The organism is Azospira sp. I13 (assembly GCF_003112695.1).
In the GTDB taxonomy this organism is placed as follows: domain Bacteria; phylum Pseudomonadota; class Gammaproteobacteria; order Burkholderiales; family Rhodocyclaceae; genus Azospira.
Window position 1 is genome coordinate 64284 of sequence record NZ_BFBP01000013.1, and the last position, 20079, is coordinate 84362.

Consider the following 20079-nt stretch of genomic DNA (forward strand, 5'->3'; position numbering starts at 1 on the left):
TCCACGAGGGTCAGGCGCCGATCCAGCCCTGGCGCAGGGCCTGGGCGGCCCGGTCGGCCTTGGCGTTCACGCTCAGTTTCGCCGTGTCGGCCGCCGGGGCGGCCAGGGTCAGGGTGGCCTCGATCAATTCATCGCGGCGGAAGGCGTGCAGCTTTACCTGATCCCCCGCCCGGTGGCGCTTGAGGCGCTTCTCCAGGGCAGCGGGGGTGAGCTTGAGGCCGTCCCAGGCGATCAGCACGTCGCCGGCGGAGAGACCCGCCGCTTCCGCCGGGCCGCCGTTGTACACGCTGGTCAGCTTCACCTCGCTACCCTCGCCGCCGGTCTTGGCACCGAGGACAGGCAGACTGGAAGCCGCTTCCCAAGCCAGGGTGACGCCGAAGGGCTTCAACAGCCGCTCCAGGGGCAGATCGCCGGTGCCCGTCACCGCCTGCTTCAGCCAGCGGGCGGCGGCTGCCCCGCCCACCTCCGCCACGGCGGCGAAGACGCTGTTAGGCCCCTCTTCCACCACGCCGATGCCAGTACGGCCATGGCGCTGCCACAGCAGCTGCATCACCTGATCCAGGTTCGCCTTGCCGCCGCTCTCGGCCCGCAGCTTCAAGTCCAGGGCCAGGGCGATGAGGGAGCCCTTGGCGTAATAGCTGACCACGGCGTTGGGAGCGTTTTCGTCCTGCCGGTAATACTTGGTCCAGGCGGTGAAGGAGGATTCGGCCACGCTCTGCAGGTGGCGCCCCGGGCCCTTCTTCACGGCGCTGGCGGTCTTGGCCAGCAGGTTGAGATAGGTGGCGCTGTCGATGGCGCCGCTGCGCACCAGGCAGAGGTCGTCGTAATAGGAAGTGAAGCCCTCGAAGGCCCACAGCAGGCGGGTGTAGGCCTCCTGGGTGAGGTCGTAGGGGACGAAGGCGGCCGGTTTGATGCGCTTCACGTTCCAGGTGTGGAAATACTCGTGGCTACACAGGCCGAGGAAGGTGACGTAGGCCTCGGGCAGGGGGGCGCTGGCGGGTGTATTGCTGTTGGGCAGGTCGTCCCGGGAACAGAGCAGGGCCGTGGAGGCGCGATGCTCCAGGCCGCCGTAGCCGTCGCCCACGGCCATCACCAGGAAGACGTAGCGCTCCATGGGGGCCTTGCCGCCAAAGAGATCGATCTGCCATTCGCAGATGGGTTTGAGGTCGGCGGCCAGACGCTTCAGGTCCACGTCCGTGCGGCCGGTGACGGCGATGGCATGGGGCACGCCCCGGGCCTTGAATTCAATGAGGGCGAAAGTGCCCATTTCCACCGGATGGTCAATCAGTTCGTCGTAATCGGCAGCCCGGTAGCGGCCGAAGCCGTAGAGGGTGGCGGCGCCCCGCATTTCTCCCTTTTCGCCTTTGGCCACGGGCAGGCTGGTGGCCACCCGCCAGGCGGCGTAGGCCTTGCCCTGGGGCTTCACCAGTTCCACCCGGCAAGGCCGGTCTTCCTGGCCCAGGGCGCAGAGAAAGACGCTGGTGCCGTTAAAGAAGCCGTGGCTGGCATCCAGATGGGCGCCTCGCACCGAGAGGTCCCAGGCGTAGACCTCCATGGTCACGCTCAAGGCGGTGCCGGCGGGCACCTTCTCCGCCTGCCAGGTGGCCTTGTCGATCTGGGTCAGGCCCACCGCCTTGCCGCCGGCACTGGCCTCGATGCGCACGATATTCTTGGCGAATTCCCGGATCATGTAGCTGCCGGGAATCCAGGTGGGCAGGGCAAAGCGTTGCCCCGCCGGGTCCGGGTCGGTTACGGTGCACGTCACCTGGAACAGATGGGCCTCGGGCTTGAGGGGCACCAGGCGGTAATCGACAGACGGCAGTGCGACGGAAGGAGTTTTCTTGGCCATGGGAATCACGCAGAGTCAGAGTGAAGGGCGGCGGCGCCGGCCCTGGAGCATGGCCGCCATTCTAGCCTGCCTGCTGCTGACCGCCCTCGCCCCCCTCCCGGCCCGGGCCGCCGGCACCGTGGCGGTGGACGTGGGCCACGGCCTGTGGGACTCCGGCGCCATCAGCGCCCGGGGCAGTACCGAATTCGACTTCAACCTCAACCTGGCCCGGGTGCTGCGGCCGGTGCTGGAAGCCCGGGGCCTCACGGTGCAGCCGGTGAATTTCGACGGCGAAATCGAGAGCCTGCAGGCCCGGGTCGATGCCGCCGCCGGCAGCGACTTCCTGCTTTCCATCCATCACGACTCGGTGGCCTCCTTCAAGCTCACCGCCTGGAACTGGATGGGTGAAGACCTGGATTTTGCCGACGAGGACCGGGGTTTCGCCCTCTTCATCTCCCACCGCAATCCCCGGCTGGACAAAAGCCTCGCCTGCGCCTCGGCCATGGGGCGGGCGCTAAAGGCCCGGGGCTTCGTCCCCGCCACCCACCACGGCACCACCGCCGCCGGCACGCCCCGGCCCTGGGCGGATGAGGAGAATGGGGTGCGCTTCTATGACACGCTGTTCGTCATCTCACACGGGGCGATGCCGTCGGTGTTGTTTGAGGCGGGGGTGTTGAAGCATCGGGATGAGGAGTTGTTGTTGCGGGATCGTTCGCGGCAGCGCGCGATGGCTGAGGGATTGGCGGAAGGGGCGGCGGCTTGTTTGGCGGCGGGGAAGTGAGGTTGGTGGAGAGGTAATAGGGACGGGCATCTTCGGTATGGGGTTGGCCGAGAGTGGCTTGTCTGTTTGCTCTTGGGGTGGTGGGGTTGGTTGGGCGTGGTTGGTGGATTGGCGGCTGGGTTCCGCGCCTGACGCGCGTGTTCCTTTTCTTGCTTCCCCAAGAAAAGGAACCAAAAGAAGGGGAACCCTCACCCCCGGCCCTTCGGGCTTCCCTGCGCTGCTCAGTCGAGCGGGGCGGCTGCGGAACTCGCCCCCTGCGGGGGCTCAAACAGTCCTCGCCGAAAACCCCCCGCCCGCCTTCCGCTGCTCGGCGGGGGTGGAAGGGGAATGAGTCATGAGGAATGCCAATCACGGTTGATATGACAAAGGGCCAAGAACTATAAAGTTACAGCAGAATGTCATACGCACTATTTGAGTTGCGCGGTTGAAGAACCGAAGGTAAGTTTTATTCTCTGAGCTTCATGGCAGTTTGATACTTTTCCCATCTGCATTTACCCAGAAAAAAGACAGAGAATTCACCATGGGTGCAACACCTTATATTCCTCCACAACATCTAAAAACGGCGTTTCATTGCCCTTGTTGTCATGTCTATGCCAATCAGTTATGGGGGGGTGCGGCTTCAACCTTCGGGCAAGGCAGCTATCAGAACATTCAAGGGGTATGGTTTGCTTGGTGCTGTCACTGCCATAACGAATCAATTTGGGTGAACGACAATTTGATTCATCCCATAGCCACACAAGCTCCACCGCCAAATGCAGATATTCCCGAAGAAATTCTTGATGATTACAACGAAGCAAGCCGTATCGTTGGCGATTCACCTAGAGGTGCAGCGGCACTCCTTCGGCTATGTGTTCAGAAACTTTGTAAGCACCTTGGGGAGCCTGGGAAAAATATCAATGCAGACATTGCTTCCTTGGTGAAAAAGGGACTCAACCCAACCATTCAAAAGAGTCTAGATGTGGTTCGGGTCATCGGAAATGAAGCTGTTCACCCGGGAACAATTGATCTAAATGATGAGCGCCAAAAGTGCGGTCGCATTATTTAACTTGGTCAACATAATCACTGACGCAATGATTACGCAGCCAAAGATGATTGAGTCCCTCTACGATTCACTTCCGGCTGAGAAACGTAGTCAAATTGAATTGCGTGATAAATAGTACCTAATAGCCGATTTGGCTGGGGCTGAGGAAAGCATTAATCGTTAGTAACGACTGCGCAATTCGGATAGACAGTGTCATGTATGCCCTGTGCGGCGCCGAGCAACGGAGGTTCTGGCGGGAAAAGGGCGAGCACTGTTTGAGGGCCTTTAGGCCCGAGTTGCGCAGCCCCCGCCGGAAGCGAGTAGCACAGGGAACCCCGAAGGGGCGCCAAACCGGGCGCGCCTTCTTTTGGTTACATTTTCTTGGCAAGACAAGAAAAGTAACCCGCGCGTCAGGCGCGGAACCCAGCCGTAAAACACCCCATCACGCCCGAGGGAAAATCACCCTCAGCACTCAGACCAAAAGCCTCAGAGAAAAATCGGCTCCGGCGTGAGCCCGACGCCAAACTTCTCCCGCACACTGGCCTGCACGGCCGCCATCACGGCCCCCACATCCGCCCCCGTGGCGCCGCCACGATTCACCAGCACCAAGGCCTGCTTCTCATACATCCCCGCCGGCCCCAGATTCCTCCCCTTCCACCCCGCCTGCTCGATCAGCCAGCCGGCGGCCAGCTTCACCCGGCCGTCGTGCTGGGGGTACTGGGGCAGGGTCGGGTATTCGGCTGCCAGCCGGGCGGCGGTGGCGGCGTCCACCACCGGGTTGTGGAAGAAGCTGCCGGCGTTGGGCACCTGGGCCGGGTCCGGCAGCTTGCGCTGGCGGATGGCGATGATGGCGTCCGAGACCTGCAGGGCCGTGGGGGCGGCGATGCCGGCGGCGGCCAGTTCCTTTTCCACGTCCGCATAGCGGGTCACCGCCTGCCAGTGTTTCTCCAGGCGGAAGGTGACGTGGGTGATGGCGTAGCGGCCATCAAGATGCCAGCCTTCCTGCTTGAAGAGGCTGTCCCGGTAGCCGAAGCGCAGCTGGTGGCGATCGAAGCGCACCACCTCGCCGGTGGTCAGGTCCACCGCTTCCAGGTGGTGGAAGCGTTCTCCCACTTCCAGGCCGTAGGCGCCGATGTTCTGGATCGGGGCGGCGCCGACGGTGCCGGGGATGAGGGAGAGGTTCTCCAGGCCCGGGTAGCCGGCGGCCAGGGTCCAGCGCACGAAGTCGTGCCAGTTCTCGCCGGCGCCGGCGCGGAGATACCAGGCGTCGTCGTCTTCCGCCGCCAGCTCTCGGCCGGGGATGGCCATGCGCAGGACCTGGCCGGGGAAGTCGCCTTGCAGCACCAGATTGCTGCCGCCGCCGAGGATGAAGCGGCGGGCCGGGGCCGGCTGGTGGGCCAGGGCCGTGAGCTGGGCTGGTGCGGTGATGGTCAGCAGCTGCTGGGCGCGGCCGGGCAGGGCCAGGGTGTTGAGGCGGTCCAGGGGCGCATCGGCCTGGATCGGGGGCAGGGCGGCGTCAGTCATGGGCGGCGGGCCGGGCGTAGGGGGCGAAGGCAGCGGGCAGCAGGGCCTGTTCGAGGGAGCGTTGGGCGAAGAGGAAGCGGCCGTCGCAGACGAAGCCCTGGGCTTCCCAGTCCACGGCGTTGAGCAGGTCCCGCAGGGCTGCCAGGTCCACCGTGGGGTCGTGGGGGAAAAGGGCCAGCACCGCGCCGTCGTAGTAGTTGCAGGGGTGGAGGAAGAAGGGGCGTTCCACCCGGGTCTTGCCGTTCACGTAGATGCGGGGGGCGTCGCTGAGGTGGCAGCCGCGGCCCCATTTCCACCAGTTGTTGTCGTCGAAGCGGCGGATGCGGCGGCGGATGAGGCGCTCTCGGTGGGGCCGCAGCACCGGGTGTTCCACGTCGTAGATCATGGGCCGGGTCTGGCCGGTGCGCACGGTGCCGGCGCAGACGAATTCCTGGTTGCCGTGCTCGACGGAGGCGAACAGGTCGTCGGCCCCGGAAACGGCGCCGACCTTGACGTAGAAGACATCCTGCAGGCGCACCGGGCAGGGTTCCCGGGTGAAGGCGAGATGGCCGCCGGCCAGCAGGAAGTGGCGTTCCTCCACTTGGCCCCGGGCTTCGTAGCGGGTGCGGCGGCTTAAGTTGCCCTGCTCGAAGCGCCAGATGGCGCAGTTGGGGCTGGCGCCGGCAAAGATGCGGGCATCCCCCAGTTCGATGAAATCGGTGATGGTGCCGGCGGCGTGGAGCAGGCGGTTGAGGCCCACGGCGGAGGTGGCCTTGAGGAAATCCCGCGGGGTGATGAAGATCAGCTCGCCGCCGGGGGCCAGATGGCGCAGGCACTTCTCGATGAAGAAGAGGTAGAGGTTGGAGCGGCCGTCGAAATGCGCCAGGGGCAACTGCTGGCGGGTTGCCGCGGGGATGTCCTGGAAGCGCACATAGGGCGGGTTGCCGATGATGGTGGCGAATTTTTCCCGCACCGGATAGGCGAAAAAATCCATGATGCGGGCGCCAGCAGGGGCGTGGCGCGGGTCCACCTCGATGCCCACGGCGCCGGCCGGCAGGTGGCGGAAGAAGGCGCCGTCGCCGCAGGCGGGCTCCAGCATCCGGCCGCCGTTGCGGCGCAGGGCAAGCATGCGCGACACGATGGCCGGCGGCGTGAACACCTGACCCAGGTGGGTCACATCGAGGGCGGGGAGGTCTGCGCAATCGGCCATGGGCGCCAGTTTACCCCATCAGCCAGGGATTCTTGGCCATGCCGGCCCGGTGTGGACTGCCCAAAACGGCAAAAAACCTTTAAAATTCACGCCCCTGATCTTTGACTTCAGGCCAGACCGGCGCCTTTGGCCGTTTTGACCTGCTTTTCCAACCGTTGCGTCACGCCTCCCGCAGGGAGCGATGACCGGAGAAAACCATGGCTGCTACCGCCAACCGTACCCGCCGTTCCACCCTGGAACGCCGCTGCCTGTCCAAGGCCGCCAAGCGCCTGTTCCGCAACAGCCCCAAGGCTGTGCGCAAGGCTGTCTACGCCGCCGAAGGCCACGCCCGTAACAAGCCCATCCTCGGCGCCAAGTAAGCACCGACCGGCTTGAATGACGAGGGCGGCTAGAGGCCGCCCTCTGTCTTTGCATCACCCGCTTTTCGCTGTTGTTCGCTGTTCCGTTTGTTGCAGCCTCTTTCGTTGTTCCGCGCTTCTTCCGTCTTTCCAGGATCGCCCATGCTCGTCGCCGCCAATATCACCATGCAGTTCGGGGCCAAACCCCTCTTCGAGAACGTCAACGTCAAGTTCGGCGAGGGCTACCGCTATGGCCTCATCGGCGCCAACGGGGCGGGCAAGTCCACCTTCATGAAGATCCTCTGCGGCGCCCTGGAGTCCTCCGCCGGCAACGTCTCCAAGGACAAGCATGAGCGCATGGCCTACCTGAAGCAGGACCAGTTCGCCTACGAAGACATGCGGGTGCTGGACGTGGTGCTGATGGGCCACGAGGAAATGTGGGCCTGCATGGCCGAGAAGGACGCCATCTACGCCAATCCGGAAGCCACGGAAGAGGACTACATGAAGGCGGCCGAGCTGGAAGGCAAGTTCGCCGAGTACGATGGCTACACCGCCGAATCCCGGGCCGGCGAACTGCTGCTGGGCGTCGGCATTCCGGTGGACAAGCACAACGGCCCCATGCGCGAAGTCGCCCCGGGCTGGAAGCTGCGGGTGCTGCTGGCCCAGGCCCTGTTCGCCAACCCGGATATCCTGCTGCTGGACGAACCCACCAACAACCTGGATATCAACACCATCCGCTGGCTGGAAGATGTGCTCAACGAGCGCAACTCCACCATGATCATCATTTCCCACGACCGCCACTTCCTGAATCAGGTGTGCACCCACATGGCGGATCTGGACTACGGCAAGATCACCATCTACCCGGGCAACTACGACGACTTCATGGAAGCCTCGAGCCAGGCCCGGGAGCGCCAGCAGAACGCCAACGCCAAGGCCAAGGAACGGGTCGCCGAACTGCAGGACTTCGTGCGCCGCTTCTCCGCCAACAAGTCCAAGGCCAAGCAGGCCACCTCCCGCTTGAAGCTGATCGACAAGATCAAGCCGGAAGACGTGAAGCCTTCTTCCCGCCAGTACCCGTGGATCCGCTTCGACTTCGACGAGAAGGAAAAGCTGCACCGTCTGGCGGTGGAGATCGAGAACCTGAAGTTCGGTTACGACCCTGCCGCGCCCCTGTTCAAGAACTTCACCTGCAACATCGAGGCCGGCGACAAGATTGCTGTCATCGGTGAAAACGGCGTCGGCAAGACCACCTTCCTCAAGCTGCTGCTGGGCCAGCTGCAGCCCAACTACGGCACCATCAAGTGGGCCGAGAAGGCCAAGCCCGGCTACTACGCCCAGGACCACGCCAGCGACTTCGCCGAAGACAAGAACCTCACCGACTGGATCACCGAATTCGTGCGCCAGGGCGGCTACGAGGGCGGCGACGTGGAAACCCTGATCCGCGGCACCCTGGGCCGGCTGCTCTTCTCCGGCGACGAGGTGAAGAAGTCGGTGAAGGTGATTTCCGGCGGCGAACAGGGCCGCATGCTGTTCGGCAAGCTGATGCTGCTGCACTCCAACGTGCTGCTGCTGGACGAGCCCACCAACCACCTGGACATGGAATCCATCGAATCCCTCAACACCGCCCTGGACCTCTTCAAGGGCACCCTGGTGTTCGTCTCCCACGACCGGGAATTCGTCTCCTCCCTGGCCACCCGCATCATCGAGATCAAGCCGGACGGCATCGTCGATTACAAGGGCACCTACGAGGAATACCTGGCCAGCCAGGGCATCGAATAAGGCGCGGCGCCACCCCCGCGCCGTTCCCCAGGAGGGACGGGCGTTTCCGGTCTGCCAGGCCGGGGATGCCCGTCCCTTCTGCCTTTCCGGGCCGAGATAAAGCACGGCTCCCTGCCGGCTGTCCTACTGCGCCTTCCCCATTGCGACACCCTACCCGTACGGCGCCGCCGCTACTTCCTGCCGGCTTGCGTTGCGCTTTCGCCTTCGCCTGCGCCGCCGACGCTCACAGCGGAGCCCCGCGTCTTTCTCCATCTTGCAGTCCGTCCCCGGGGCGACAGCGGCGCGGCCGTTCGTTGCTACGACCCGTGCCGCCTTCCTGCTGTGGCATGGAACCTGCTCATATCGCCCCATAAGAAAAAGGATGTCGGTGGGAGGCGAGGTACTTCTCAGGAGTAAAGCATGACAACGGCTATCCTTGACCGCGCTGCGGACCTAGAACTGGTCACGATCTACGAGATCAGCAAGATTCTCACCTCCTCACTGGACTTCCAGAAAGCCGTGCGGGAGGCCCTCAATGTGATGCTCACCCACCTGCACATGCAGCACGCCATGGTCAGCTTGGTGCAGGGCGAGGGGAAATTGCACGTGCTTGGTGCAGCCGGCGTGCCTTTCTCCGTCGAGGAAGACATCGTGCTGGATGCCGAGAGCGGCGTCGCCGGCCACATCCTGCGCCACGGCACCCCCCTGGTGGTGCCCGACATCACCCAGGATCCCCTGTTTATCAACCGCACCGGCCGGGATCTTGCCCGCTGCACCGGGGTGGCCCTCATCGCCGTGCCGGTGAAGGACGGCCGGGGCGTCATCGGCGTGCTCAGCGTGGACCGCCCGCCCAACTCGCCCCGCCCCATCAGTTTCGACCGGGACGTGCGCATCCTCTCCCTGGTGGCCAGCCTGGTGGGCCAGACCTTCAAGCTGCACCAGGCCATTGCCGCCGAGCGGGCCCAGCTGATGCTCGAAACCCACCGCCTGCAAAAACAATTGCAGGGCAAGTACGACGTGGAAAACGTCATCGGCCGCTCCAAGCGCATGAAGGAAGTGTTCGCCGACGTGCACCTGGCGGCGCCGGGCAATTCCACCATCCTGCTGCGGGGCGAATCGGGCACCGGCAAGGAGGCCATCGCCCACGCCATCCATTACCTCTCGCCGCGCACCAAGGGCCCCTTCGTCAAGGTGAACTGCGCCGCCCTGCCGGAAACCCTGCTCGAATCGGAACTCTTCGGCCATGAAAAGGGCGCCTTCACCGGCGCCACCGCCGAGCGCAAGGGCCGCTTCGAAATGGCCGATGGCGGCACCCTCTTCCTCGACGAGATCGGCGACATTTCGCCCTCCTTCCAGGCCAAGCTGCTGCGGGTGCTGCAGGAGCACGAATTCGAGCGGGTCGGTGGCAACAAGACCCACAAGGCTAACTTCCGCCTGGTGGCCGCCACCAACCGCAACCTGGAGGAAATGGTGCAGAAGAACGAGTTCCGCGCCGACCTCTACTTCCGTCTCAACGTGGTGGCCATCCTGCTGCCTGCCCTGCGGGAGCGCAAGGAAGACATTCCCCTGCTGGTGGATTTCTTCCTCACCCGCTTCAACCGGGAAAACGGCCGCCGCCTGACCATGACACCGGGGGCCGTGGAAATCCTGCAGCACTGCAACTGGCCGGGCAACGTGCGGGAGCTGGAGAACTGTATCGAACGGGCCGCCACCATGACCCGGGGCAACCTCATCCGCGAGGCTGACATGCGCTGCCAGAAAGGCCAGTGCTTCTCCTCCGTGCTGCTGGATTCCACTGCCTCCCGGGCCTGCCACCCGGTCATGCCCCAGGGCGGCCCGGCGTCGGCCCTGCCCGGCCAGCCCGTGCGCCTGCGGGAGCCGATTCCGGTGGTGGCCGTGCCGGCCCGTCCGCCCCTCGGCGAGGCCGCACCCCCGGCCGGGCTGGAAGAGGATGACGAGGACCTGGCGGAAGGCAGCGAGGCCTTCGTTTCCGAACGGCAGCGCCTGGTGGAGGCCATGGAGCGTTGCGGCTGGGTCCAGGCCAAGGCCGCCCGCCTGCTCAACCTGACGCCCCGCCAGATCGGCTACGCCCTGAAGAAATTCAACATCGAGGTCAAACGGCTCTAAGGGCTGGCCGCCATTGCCCATGGCGGCCGGTTGCCGCCCGGTTCATTGCCGCCGCGGCCTGGCGGCGCGGGAATGGGCGGCAGCCGGCTTGGCCGGCAGGGACTTGGCGATGCAGGTGAGGTTGCGGTCGCTGGCCTTGCTGCCCCATGGGGTGGCCCGCAGAAGCCCATCTGGCGCGGCCTTCACTCCTGAGGCGGCGGACAGGGCCGTGTTTCCTGGCCCTTTGGGCAGCCCTCCCCCAGATCCTTATCCAGCGCGCCTTCCAGGCCTATCCATTGGTCAATGGCGGCCGGGTCGAAGCCGACCCGCCGTTCTTCCCCCATTTGCAGCAGGGGCCGGCGGATCAGCAGGGGATCGGCCAGGAGCAGGGCCAGGGCGGTGTCGCGGTCCAGTTGCCCGGGGTCCAGCTCACCGCTCTTGATGCGCGGCGAAGCCCGGTTGAACCATTGCGCCACGGGCAGGGGCGCCAGGAAAGCCAGCAGGGCCGGCGCCGTCCACGGCCAGGCCAGCAGATTGCGTACCGTCAGGCGGTGGCCGGCGGCTTCGAGCAGGGCCCGTTGTCGGGCGTTGCCGCCACAGCCGGGCTTTTCGTAAAAGGTAAGGTGGGCCATGGTTACGGGGAGTGCGTCGGTGGCGTGTGGGCACCTGGGGTGGGCCAGGTGAGGTGGGCGAGGATGGCCGGTGAGGTCGAAATGCCGTCGCGGTGGCCTGGTGGATCGGGTGCCGCTCCCGGGAACTTCCCTCCGTGGCTGGCCCTCAGGTTGGCGGGGAGGGCGGCGGGAGCGGCGAAACCTAAGGCCGGCAAGACCGCAGCTGCTCCAGGCAGCTGCAGTCCCGTCCGGTGACAGCGATATGCGCCGTCGCGCTCGGGGAGCGCAGGGCGGGGTGCGGCGGCGGGCAACCCGGGCCGGTGCCCCCCGGGGGCCTTAGACGGGGCGGTTTTCCGGCACCTTGACGGCGCCCATCTCGGCCAGGGCCTGGGCGTAGGGAATCACCGGCAGCTTGCCGTTGTACTTGGCGGCGGCATCCACCACGGCATCCACCTTGGCTTCGGCAGAAGCCTTCTTCAGGTCGCCCCGTTCCAGGTAGAGCAGGTCCAGCAGCTCGTTCCACACGGTGGCCTCGTCCAGGGGATAGATGTTCCAGCTGACGCCGCCCACTTCGACGGCGTACTTCTTGGAGAAGTCCACGTTGCCGGCGAAGAGAAAGTACTTGCCGGCAGGCACCAGGGCATCGCCCATCATGGCGACGATGTGGTCCAGGTGGGCCAGGGAATCCACGTGGGCCGCAAAGAACACCAGTTGCTCGCCTTCGGCGGCGAGGATCACCTGGTCGGCCTTGGTCAGGGGTGGGCGGGCTTCGCCAGCGACGCTTTCGGGGAATTCCAGGCCCAGCTCGCCGCGGAAGCCGAAGCGCCCGGCCTTGCCGGTGGGGCCGCTGATGAGGGGGGAGAGCAGTTTGCCGGAGAGTTTGGTGAGTACGGCGTTTTGGGTCATGGCAGCCTCGATGGGTAGGTAGTTGAAATGGATGCTGCACGGCTACTGCGAGAACCGTGCCAAACCTTGCCCGCCGCCAGTAACACCCCGGCAAGCCGCGCCAGACGGGGCTTGCGGCCCCCTGGCCGGGGCCATTGCAATGGCCGGGGCTTTGTCGGCTTCGATACAGCGGCGTCGTGTCCGCGACAAAGCACCAAATCCCTCTTTGTTATTTCAACCTGTTGTTTTCAATGGATAAATATGGCAGTTGCCGACCTGGCACATGGGTTGCTCTAAGGCTATCGCCGGCCTCCCCGATACGGGAGTCCGAGAACAAAAGCCCCAACCCCGACAGGAGCGGAACATGCAGAGCCACAGCGCCCCCACTGGAATGAGCGGAACCCCCGGCAGTAGCGTCGGCAGCGGTGCCATCCGCCGCGTCATCCCCATCGCCACCGCCCAGGGCGGTGCCGGGGCCGGCGGCGGCTGCAGTTCCTCCAGCTGTGGCTCCGGTGACGGCCCGGCCGACCTGCCTGCCCATATCTGGGAGAAGGTGAAGGACCACCCCTGCTACAGCAGCGAGGCCCACCACCACTTTGCCCGTATGCATGTGGCGGTGGCCCCGGCCTGCAACATCCAGTGCAACTACTGCAACCGCAAGTACGACTGTGCCAACGAATCCCGCCCTGGCGTGGTGAGCGAGAAGCTCACCCCGGAAATGGCGGGCAAGAAGGTGCTGGCCGTGGCGGCCGAGATTCCCCAGCTTTCCGTGGTCGGCATCGCCGGCCCGGGCGATGCCCTGGCCAACCCGGCCAAGACCTTCAAGACCTTTGAACTGATTCAGCAGACTGCACCGGACATCAAGCTCTGTCTCTCCACCAACGGCCTGGCCCTCCCGGACCATGTGGAGACCATCAAGAAGTTCAACGTGGACCACGTCACCATCACCATCAACATGGTGGACCCGGAAGTGGGCCAGCACATCTACCCCTGGATCTTCCACAACCACAAGCGCTACCACGGCCTGGAAGCGGCGAAGATCCTGCACGAGCGGCAGATGCTGGGCCTCGAGATGCTCACCGCCGCCGGCATCCTGGTGAAGGTGAACTCGGTGCTGATCCCGGGCATCAACGACCATCACCTGAAGGAAGTGAACCGGGTGGTGAAGGCCAAGGGCGCCTTCCTGCACAACATCATGCCGCTGATTTCCGACCCGGCTCACGGCACCCACTTCGGCCTCACCGGCCAGCGCGGCCCCACCGCCGCCGAACTGAAGGCCCTGCAGGATGAGTGCGAAGGCGACATGAAGCTGATGCGCCACTGCCGCCAGTGCCGCGCCGACGCCGTCGGCATGCTGGGAGAGGACCGCAGTCAGGAATTCACCAGCGACAAGCTCGACACCATTGCCACCACCTACGACCCCACCGCCCGCCAGGCCTACCGGGACTTCGTCGAAAAGGAACGGGCCGATCAACGCGCCGCCGAAGCGGAGAAGAAGGCCGCCCTGGCCGGCGCGTCCGAGAAGGCATTGGTGGCCGTAGCCACCAGGGGCGGCGGCCGCATCAACCAGCACTTCGGCCATGCCAGCGAATTCCAGGTGTACGAAGTCTCCGCCGCCGGAGCCAAGTTCGTCGGCCATCGCAAGGTGGAGCACTACTGCGCCGGCGGCTACGAGGAAGAGGAGGCCATGCCCTCCATCCTCGATGCCCTCCAGGACTGTGCCGCCGTGCTGGTGGCCAAGATCGGCCACTGCCCCATGAAGGAACTGCAGGCCGCGGGCATCGAGCCGGTGCAGGACTACGCCCACGAATACATCGAAGCCTCGGCCCTGGCCTGGTTCCAGCAACGCCTGGCGCGCCGCGCCGAGGCGGCGAGCCTGGTCGCCTGACCCATTCAACCCATCACGTCACCCCACGACAAGGAGCCCATCATGGCCTACAAGATCAACGCCTCCTCCTGCACCGCCTGCGGCGCCTGTGAGCAGGAATGCCCGAACGATGCCATCTACGAAAAGAACGGCCTCTTCGCCATCAAGACCGACGGCTGCACCGAGTGCATCGGCCACTACGACGATCCCCAGTGCCTGGGCGCCTGCCCCGCCGACTGCATCGTCGTGGACAAGAGCGTGCCACGCTACCAGGCCTGAGTCCGCCGCCATGGCCACCCTGCTGCTCACCGCCCTGCTGGCCCTGCTCCTCGGCACACGGACAGCCCAGGTGCGGTGTCGCATGGGGCGTCTGGCGGCACCCCCTGACGGCGCTTTCTGCGCTTGCTCCAGCAACCGACTTCATCCCCGGAGGTAAGGTCATGTGCGTCACCATCACTCCCCGTGCTGCCAAATACATGCGCCAGATGGTGCGATTTGGCGAAGGCTCCGCCTCCGCTGGCTTCCGCCTGGCCGTGAAGCCCGGCGGCTGTTCCGGCTTTGATTCCAGCTTCACCGTGGCCGAGGTGCCGACCCCCGGCGATACGGTGATCGAGCAGAACGGCGCCCTGCTCTTCCTCACCGCCGAAAGCTGCAGCCTGCTGCACGGCTACACCATCGACTTCAAGGAGAGCCCCTCTGCCGCCGGCCTCGCCTTCACCAACCCCAACGGCCCCCACGTCTGTGGCTGTGGGGCCGGTGACAGTGCCGCGGCCGGCCAGGGAGGCGTCGGCGTGGTCACTTTCATGAAGCGGGAGCAGGCCCCCGTGGCCGGTTGCTCCAGCCACAAGGCCTGAGGCAGCCGCCATGTCCGCCCGGGACAGCGAGGTGGTGGAACTGGACGGTCCCCCCCAGTTCACCTACGGCGAGAAGGTCATCTCCCGCAAGTATGTGAAGAACGACGGCACCTATCCCCTGCGCGACATCGGCGAGGTGCTGGTGCACAAGGGGGATGTGGGCTACGTCACCAGTATCGGCAGCTTTCTGCAGCAGTTCTACATCTACGGCGTGGACTTCGTGGACCGGGGTTGCCTGGTCGGCATGAAGGGCCGCGAACTCGAATCTTTGGACCAAACCAGCAACGAAAAGGGAGAGAGCATCATGAAAATTACCTTGCGCAAGGACAAGAACGGCAACCTGTCGGTTTACGTCCCCAAGAAGGACCTGGAGCAGGACGTGGTGTTCACCGAGAAAGCCACCCTGTGGGGTGGCCAGATCACCCTGGGCAACGGCTGGAAGCTGCAACTGCCGGAGATGGCGGTGGATACCCCCATGCCCATCACCATCGAAGCCACCAAGCTCAACGAGGAGTAAGGCCATGGGCGCCGATCGTATCCCCGGCCTGCTGGCGACCGTTGCCGACGGCCTCAAGGGCGGCGCCCTGCTTCCCTACCTGGGCCCCGAGGCGGTGCTGCTGGCGCCGGCCAACACGGCTCTGCCCCTAGCCCCGGAGGCCCTCGCCGGCTTCCTCTCCAAGCGCGCCACGGTGCCCTCGCGCATCCGCCGCAACCCTACGGCGACGGCCCAGTACATCGAGAATTTCCGCCATCGCAAGACCCTGCGCAACCTGATGCTGGAAGCCTTCGCCACCCCCGCCGAGCCGCCGGACTTCTACCGCCTGCTGGCCCGCCTGGCACCGCCCCTGGTGGTGGATACGGGCTACGACGGTGCCCTGGCCGCGGCCTTCGCCGGCAGCGATGACTGGGCCGAGATCCAGGGCGTCAGCCGGGCCGAGGTGCGGGAAGGCTGGTACCTCTGCTACGACGCCGGCGGCGGCCTCATGTCGGAGGCCGGCCTGGAGGCCCGCCGCACCCTGGTCTACAAGCCCCTGGGCAGTGTCCGCCCGGCGGGCAACTTCATCGTTTCCGATTCCGATTTCGTCGAGGTGCTGACGGAGATCGATATCCAGACGCCGATCCCCGGATTGGTGAAAAGCCGCCGCAGCAGTCGGGGCTTCGTCTTCTTCGGTTGCCGCTTCCGCGACCAGCTTTCCCGTACCTACGCCCGGCAGGTGATGAAACGCTCCGCCGGCCCCCACTTCGCCGTGTTGCCAGCAGCAGAGCTGAGCCGCAATGAACTGCGCTTCATCGCCGAGCAGGGCATCACCGTCATCGACCAGCCCCTGGCGGAAGTGGTGGATGCCCTGACCCGGTGCCTGGCCTGACCATGCTGCTGGTGCGCTACCGTCACGCCGGCCGGCCTTCCCTCTGCGGCCTCTCCCTGGCCCGGCCGCTGGAGGGCGAGGGGGTGCTGGCCATCCTGCATGAACTGCCGGAGAACCCCGGCGTCTCCATCTCGGTGGCCATCGACCGGGTCATCGCCGCCGCCCTCAGCCAGCACCCGGCCCTGGTGGCCGACACGCCCTTCCATCATATCCGCTGGATCGAGCGCTACTACGGCATCGAGGACGGCATCCCCGAAATGCTGGCGGAAACGGTGGCCGACATCAGCCCCGGCGCAGATGGCTGGCAGGTGCGCCCCCGGGATTGCCTGCCCGTAGGCAGCCAGCTGCTGCGCCACATCCGCCTGGAGCTGGCCCGCCTGGGGGATGATGCCGACAGTGCGGGCTGCTTCAACATCCATTGAAAAAGGCCCCATGCGGGGCCTCGCTTATCGCGCTGTGTGAGGTTTCAGCCTTCAGCCCGATCGCCCGGGGCGCAGGGGCTTGAGCAGGTCGGAGAGGCCGTTATGGTCGATCTCCTGCATCAGGGCCAGCAGGCGGCCGATCTCCCCGGGGGGAAAGCCTTCCCGGGCAAACCAGTTGAGATAGTTGCCCGGCAGGTCGGCGATGAGCGTGCCCTTGTGCTTGCCGAAGGGCATCTGGCGGGTCACCAGCAGTTGCAGATCTTCCGGCTTCACGTCGTCTGCCGTTTGAGTAGGTGCATGACGATGAAGCTGAGCACCGTCTCGCCCCGCTGGTTGGCCGCCACGTATTTGAGGCGGGCGATGCCCCGGTCCGGCTTGGAGGAAGAGGGTTTCACCTCCAGCACCTCGATTTCCGTATGCAGGGTGTCGCCGGGCCGTACCGGCGCCAGCCAGCGCAGCTCGTCGATGCCCGGGGAGCCGATGCTCGAGTGGCTGAAGATGCCGCTCTGGATGAACAGGCGGAAGGCCAGGGCCAGGCTCTGGAAGCCGCTGGCGATGAGCCCGCCGTAGGGCGACGCGGCGGCGGCGTTCACGTCCAGATGGAAGGGCTGGGGATCGTAGCGCCAGGCGAAGTCGATGATTTCCGCTTCGGTGAGGGTGATGCCCGGCGTGGTGAAGCGCTGGGCGGGGCTGAGGTCGTCGAGGTAGAGAGGGCTCATGGGGGTCGCTCCTGGAACAGGTAGGGAACGATACAAAACCCCGTGGCGCTTGTCAGCCCTGGCCGGCACCTCTGAAAGGTAGCCGGCCGGGTGCCGGACGCGTTAGAACCCCAGGCTTTCGAGGAAGTTGTCCACTTCGCTCTGGGAGGCGAAAGCCTGCTTTTGTTGCTTGTCCGAATCCATGGCTGGGCCGTTGAGCAGGCCTTCCCGGGCGGGTGCAGCGTCGCCCGGGGCGGTGCGGGCGAGCAGGGTGAGGAGCTGGCTTTCCATGTCCTGGGCCAGGTCCACGATTTTCTTGATGACCTGGCCGGTGAGATCCTGGAATTCCTGGGCCATGACGATTTCCGTCAGCTGGGCCTTGTTGGCCGTGGCGTCTTCCTCGGCCTGTTGCAGGTAGGCCTGGGTGCGGGCCAGGGTGTCCTGGTAGTCCTTCGAATCCTTGCGCTTGCCGGCCACGCGCTGCCAGTCAGCAAGCAGTTGCCGGGCATCGGCCTGGCTGCGCTCCTGGCTGGGCTGGATGGCATCCACCGCGTTGAGCACGCGGGAGACCGCCTGCTCGGTCATGGAGAGCACGTAGTTGAGCCGCTCCCGGGCATCGGGAATGGCATCGGCCGTGCGTTCCAGGGCCCGGAACTGGGTGTCGTGGCCCAGGGCCTGCAGGGTTTCGTGCAGGTCCCGGGTCATCTTGCCGATTTGTTCGAAGACGTGGTGTTGGTTGTCCTGGGTCATGAGGGGGCTTTCGTGGGTCGCGTTCCGTCAGGACGTAACCATACCGCATATGCCGCCGCCTTCCGAGGGGGCGGGCGGTCAGGGCACCCCGGCGGGACTTACCAGGGCCAGCAGGGCGGCGGTCTGGGCCTCGATCGCGATGCGCGCCGTCTTGTCCAGGCGGCGCAGCCAGCGGAAGGGAATTGCAGCCTCGCCGTAATGGGCGCCGGCCAGCATGGCGGCCAGGGCGCCGTTGGTGTCCGCATCGCCCCCCAGGTTCACCGTCTTGACCACGCAGGCCTCGAAGCTGTCGGTGGTGAAGAAGGCGTGACACACCGTTTGTACGGTATCCACCACGTAGCCGGTGGCCCGCTTCGGGTAGGGATCGAAGCGGAAGTTGCGGTGGCCGGCCACCAGGGCGTCGGCCAGTTCCCGGGCTTTGGCCTTGCCCTCGCCCCGCAAGAGGGCCCGGGTCATGCAGCCCAGGGTCAGGGTGGCCACATCGGAGAGGGGATGATTGTGGGTGAGGTGGGCCTGTTCCAGGCTCCTGCGGGCGAAGGCATCGTCATCCGCCAGGGTGGCGAGGACCACCGGCAGGTTGCGCATGACGGCGCCGTTGCCGGCATCGCCATCGCTGTAGGGAGATTCCAGGGTGCCCTGGCGCATGTAGCGGACGATGCCGCGGCGGCAGGTGTTGCCCACGTCGATGGGTTTGGTTTTGAGCCAGGCGAGGAAGTGCTCGGCGACGCAGGTGAGATCCCACTCGGGCCTTTCCAGAATGGCATTGCCCAGGGCCAGGCTCATCTGGGTGTCGTCGGTGATCTGGCCGGGCTTCAGGCGCAGCCAGCCGCCGCCGCTAATGTGCTCGTGCACGCCGTACTGGGCGGCGATTTCGCCGGGGGTGAGGAATTCCACCGTGGCGCCGAGGGCATCGCCGATGGCAAAGCCCAGGTAGGCGGCCCGGCTGCGGTCGAGCAGCGAACCGGGGGCGGCGGGTGGTCGGCGGGGGTGGGTGAGAAACACGACAGGGCTCCCTTCAGTAGTAGCTCATCTGCACCCGGTAATCGCCGCCGATGACCAGGAATTCCCCTTCGCCCTTGAGTACCGGCCCGGGCAGCAGGCCGTTGCAGAAGAGGATCTTCGACAGGGGGACCTGCACTTCCAGCAGGGTGTCGCCGAACTGGTCGGCCACCTCCCGGTCGTCGGTGAAGGAGATGAGGTTGTTCTGCCGCACGATGGCTTCCCGCTTACCCAAGGTAGCCACCACATGATGTTCGGAGAGGTCGTTCACGCCCCGGTAGAGGGTGAGGTGGCGGCGACTGGGAAAGCGGTAGCGGGCCAGCATCCACTGGCAGTACTCGTAGAGCAGGTCCAGTTGCAGCTGGATGGCGTTGTTGTGGAAGCGGCCACACATCTTCTCTTCCACATAGGTCATCCAGGCGGCGGAGGGGTAACGGCCCAGGGGGGCCTTGTGGAAAGTGGGCAGCAGGCCAAAGCGGCTTTCCACCCAGCCCTTGAGCACGGCGCCCTCCGGATTGTTGGCGTCGAAGCCCCAGCCCTGCAGCAGGCGCCGGTAGCTGCTGCGGAAATGGCGTGCGCCCGGGCCGGTTCGGTCCCCTGCCGAGCGATGGCGCCGCTCCCCCATTTCATCCACCCCGAAGACCGCCGCCATGTATTTCTGGAAAGCCTCCATGGCCTCCTCGGGGCTGGTGGCGTCTTCCAGCATACGGAAGAGGGCCGGGTTGGTTTCCCGCACGCCGCTGATGTGCAGGCGCAGGGGGTGTTCGTTGAAGGCGGCGCTGGCCAGCAGCCCCGCCGGCACCCCCACCAGATTGGTGCTGTGCCCCGCGGGGGGCGGCGCAAGGGGGAGGGGAGCAGCATCGGGCTTCATGCGAAAGCCATAAGCAACATCCATTCCCTGGCGTGGGTGCCGGGCCGCCCGAAGGCGGGGGGATGCCAGGGTTTGGCTGCCGGGCCTGTCAGGGCCGGGGCGGCGGGGGTGCCGGGGCAGGCGCGGGGATTACGGGTGCGGGGTTGGAACGCCGCCGGTCGGCCGGCCGGGGCGGCTGGGAATGCGGCCTTTGCGACAGGTGGCGCGGGT

Annotated in this window: 22 protein-coding genes; 12 read left to right on the forward strand and 10 right to left on the reverse strand. The window is 65.6% G+C overall.

The annotated features are described in order from the left end of the window. Window positions 1-10: 10 nt before the first annotated feature. The gene (locus AZSI13_RS13115) at window positions 11-1849 is read right to left on the reverse strand and encodes a M61 family metallopeptidase (RefSeq protein ID WP_109041625.1); all 1839 of its coding nucleotides are present in this window, start codon (window positions 1847-1849) and stop codon (window positions 11-13) included. Window positions 1850-1898: 49 nt separating this feature from the next. Between AZSI13_RS13115 and AZSI13_RS13120 the strand changes: the two genes are divergently transcribed. Next, window positions 1899-2609: an N-acetylmuramoyl-L-alanine amidase gene (locus AZSI13_RS13120; protein WP_109041626.1), complete on the forward strand. Its 711-nt coding sequence runs from the start codon at window positions 1899-1901 to the stop codon at window positions 2607-2609. Window positions 2610-3129: 520 nt separating this feature from the next. Next, on the forward strand, window positions 3130-3654 hold the full coding sequence (locus AZSI13_RS13125; RefSeq protein WP_201262388.1) for a DUF4145 domain-containing protein: 525 nt from the start codon (window positions 3130-3132) through the stop codon (window positions 3652-3654). 462 nt (window positions 3655-4116) lie between these two features. Here the strand turns inward: AZSI13_RS13125 and murB are convergent, their stop codons facing one another. Together murB and AZSI13_RS13135 are read right to left on the reverse strand one after the other, a co-directional pair. Further along, entirely contained in the window at window positions 4117-5154 is a 1038-nt protein-coding gene (gene murB, locus AZSI13_RS13130; RefSeq protein WP_109041627.1) for a UDP-N-acetylmuramate dehydrogenase, read from the reverse strand. Next, window positions 5147-6343 carry a class I SAM-dependent methyltransferase gene (locus AZSI13_RS13135; protein WP_109041628.1) on the reverse strand — a complete coding sequence of 399 codons (1197 nt, stop codon included), beginning with the start codon at window positions 6341-6343 and terminating at the stop codon, window positions 5147-5149. The genes murB and AZSI13_RS13135 overlap by 8 nt, the downstream gene beginning before the upstream one ends. 197 nt (window positions 6344-6540) lie before the next feature. On the opposite strand from AZSI13_RS13135, the gene AZSI13_RS17620 reads away from it, so the two are divergent. The 3 genes from AZSI13_RS17620 to nifA all read left to right on the forward strand — a co-directional run bounded on the left by AZSI13_RS17620 (window position 6541) and on the right by nifA (window position 10566). After that, entirely contained in the window at window positions 6541-6702 is a 162-nt protein-coding gene (locus AZSI13_RS17620) for a hypothetical protein (protein WP_014235862.1), read from the forward strand. Window positions 6703-6843: 141 nt separating this feature from the next. Continuing rightward, window positions 6844-8460 (forward strand): ABC-F family ATPase, encoded by a 1617-nt coding sequence (locus AZSI13_RS13140; RefSeq protein ID WP_109041629.1) that lies wholly within the window; start codon window positions 6844-6846, stop codon window positions 8458-8460. 399 nt (window positions 8461-8859) lie between these two features. After that, window positions 8860-10566 (forward strand): nif-specific transcriptional activator NifA, encoded by a 1707-nt coding sequence (gene nifA / locus AZSI13_RS13145; protein WP_109041630.1) that lies wholly within the window; start codon window positions 8860-8862, stop codon window positions 10564-10566. 182 nt (window positions 10567-10748) lie between these two features. Here the strand turns inward: nifA and AZSI13_RS13150 are convergent, their stop codons facing one another. Continuing rightward, the gene (locus tag AZSI13_RS13150; protein ID WP_109041631.1) at window positions 10749-11177 is read right to left on the reverse strand and encodes an ArsC/Spx/MgsR family protein; all 429 of its coding nucleotides are present in this window, start codon (window positions 11175-11177) and stop codon (window positions 10749-10751) included. A 315-nt stretch (window positions 11178-11492) separates the two neighbouring features. After that, complete coding sequence (locus AZSI13_RS13155) at window positions 11493-12062, reverse strand: hypothetical protein (protein ID WP_109041632.1); 570 nt, start codon at window positions 12060-12062, stop codon at window positions 11493-11495. A 343-nt stretch (window positions 12063-12405) separates the two neighbouring features. Here AZSI13_RS13155 and nifB point away from each other — a divergent pair, with 343 nt between their 5' ends. The 7 genes from nifB to AZSI13_RS13185 are packed head-to-tail and all read left to right on the forward strand — an operon-like array spanning window position 12406 to window position 16551. Beyond that, window positions 12406-13929 (forward strand): nitrogenase cofactor biosynthesis protein NifB, encoded by a 1524-nt coding sequence (gene nifB, locus AZSI13_RS13160; RefSeq protein WP_201262389.1) that lies wholly within the window; start codon window positions 12406-12408, stop codon window positions 13927-13929. Window positions 13930-13971: 42 nt separating this feature from the next. Further along, entirely contained in the window at window positions 13972-14187 is a 216-nt protein-coding gene (locus AZSI13_RS13165; RefSeq protein ID WP_109041634.1) for a 4Fe-4S binding protein, read from the forward strand. Between the two features lie 10 nt (window positions 14188-14197). Beyond that, the gene (locus tag AZSI13_RS17625; RefSeq protein ID WP_165833521.1) at window positions 14198-14344 is read left to right on the forward strand and encodes a hypothetical protein; all 147 of its coding nucleotides are present in this window, start codon (window positions 14198-14200) and stop codon (window positions 14342-14344) included. A 4-nt stretch (window positions 14345-14348) separates the two neighbouring features. Continuing rightward, entirely contained in the window at window positions 14349-14762 is a 414-nt protein-coding gene (locus AZSI13_RS13170; protein ID WP_109041635.1) for an iron-sulfur cluster assembly accessory protein, read from the forward strand. A 10-nt stretch (window positions 14763-14772) separates the two neighbouring features. Beyond that, the gene (nifT, locus tag AZSI13_RS18065; protein ID WP_235609775.1) at window positions 14773-15279 is read left to right on the forward strand and encodes a putative nitrogen fixation protein NifT; all 507 of its coding nucleotides are present in this window, start codon (window positions 14773-14775) and stop codon (window positions 15277-15279) included. A gap of 4 nt (window positions 15280-15283) precedes the next feature. Then, window positions 15284-16129, forward strand: a complete 846-nt coding sequence (locus AZSI13_RS13180; protein ID WP_109041636.1) for an SIR2 family protein — start codon at window positions 15284-15286, stop codon at window positions 16127-16129. After that, window positions 16117-16551: a hypothetical protein gene (locus AZSI13_RS13185; protein WP_133247318.1), complete on the forward strand. Its 435-nt coding sequence runs from the start codon at window positions 16117-16119 to the stop codon at window positions 16549-16551. The genes AZSI13_RS13180 and AZSI13_RS13185 overlap by 13 nt, the downstream gene beginning before the upstream one ends. Window positions 16552-16602: 51 nt before the next feature. Here the strand turns inward: AZSI13_RS13185 and AZSI13_RS13190 are convergent, their stop codons facing one another. The 5 genes from AZSI13_RS13190 to AZSI13_RS13210 form a co-directional block, all read right to left on the reverse strand. Further along, complete coding sequence (locus AZSI13_RS13190; RefSeq protein ID WP_109041638.1) at window positions 16603-16824, reverse strand: DUF3820 family protein; 222 nt, start codon at window positions 16822-16824, stop codon at window positions 16603-16605. Then, entirely contained in the window at window positions 16821-17270 is a 450-nt protein-coding gene (locus AZSI13_RS13195) for a MaoC family dehydratase (RefSeq protein WP_109041639.1), read from the reverse strand. The genes AZSI13_RS13190 and AZSI13_RS13195 overlap by 4 nt, the downstream gene beginning before the upstream one ends. 102 nt (window positions 17271-17372) lie before the next feature. Continuing rightward, window positions 17373-17999: a protein phosphatase CheZ gene (locus tag AZSI13_RS13200; protein ID WP_109041640.1), complete on the reverse strand. Its 627-nt coding sequence runs from the start codon at window positions 17997-17999 to the stop codon at window positions 17373-17375. A 78-nt stretch (window positions 18000-18077) separates the two neighbouring features. Next, a complete protein-coding gene (gene draG, locus AZSI13_RS13205; RefSeq protein WP_109041641.1) occupies window positions 18078-19001 on the reverse strand; it encodes an ADP-ribosyl-[dinitrogen reductase] hydrolase in 924 nt (307 codons plus the stop codon). Window positions 19002-19014: 13 nt separating this feature from the next. Continuing rightward, window positions 19015-19869 (reverse strand): NAD(+)--dinitrogen-reductase ADP-D-ribosyltransferase, encoded by an 855-nt coding sequence (locus tag AZSI13_RS13210; RefSeq protein ID WP_109041642.1) that lies wholly within the window; start codon window positions 19867-19869, stop codon window positions 19015-19017. Window positions 19870-20079: the final 210 nt, after the last annotated feature.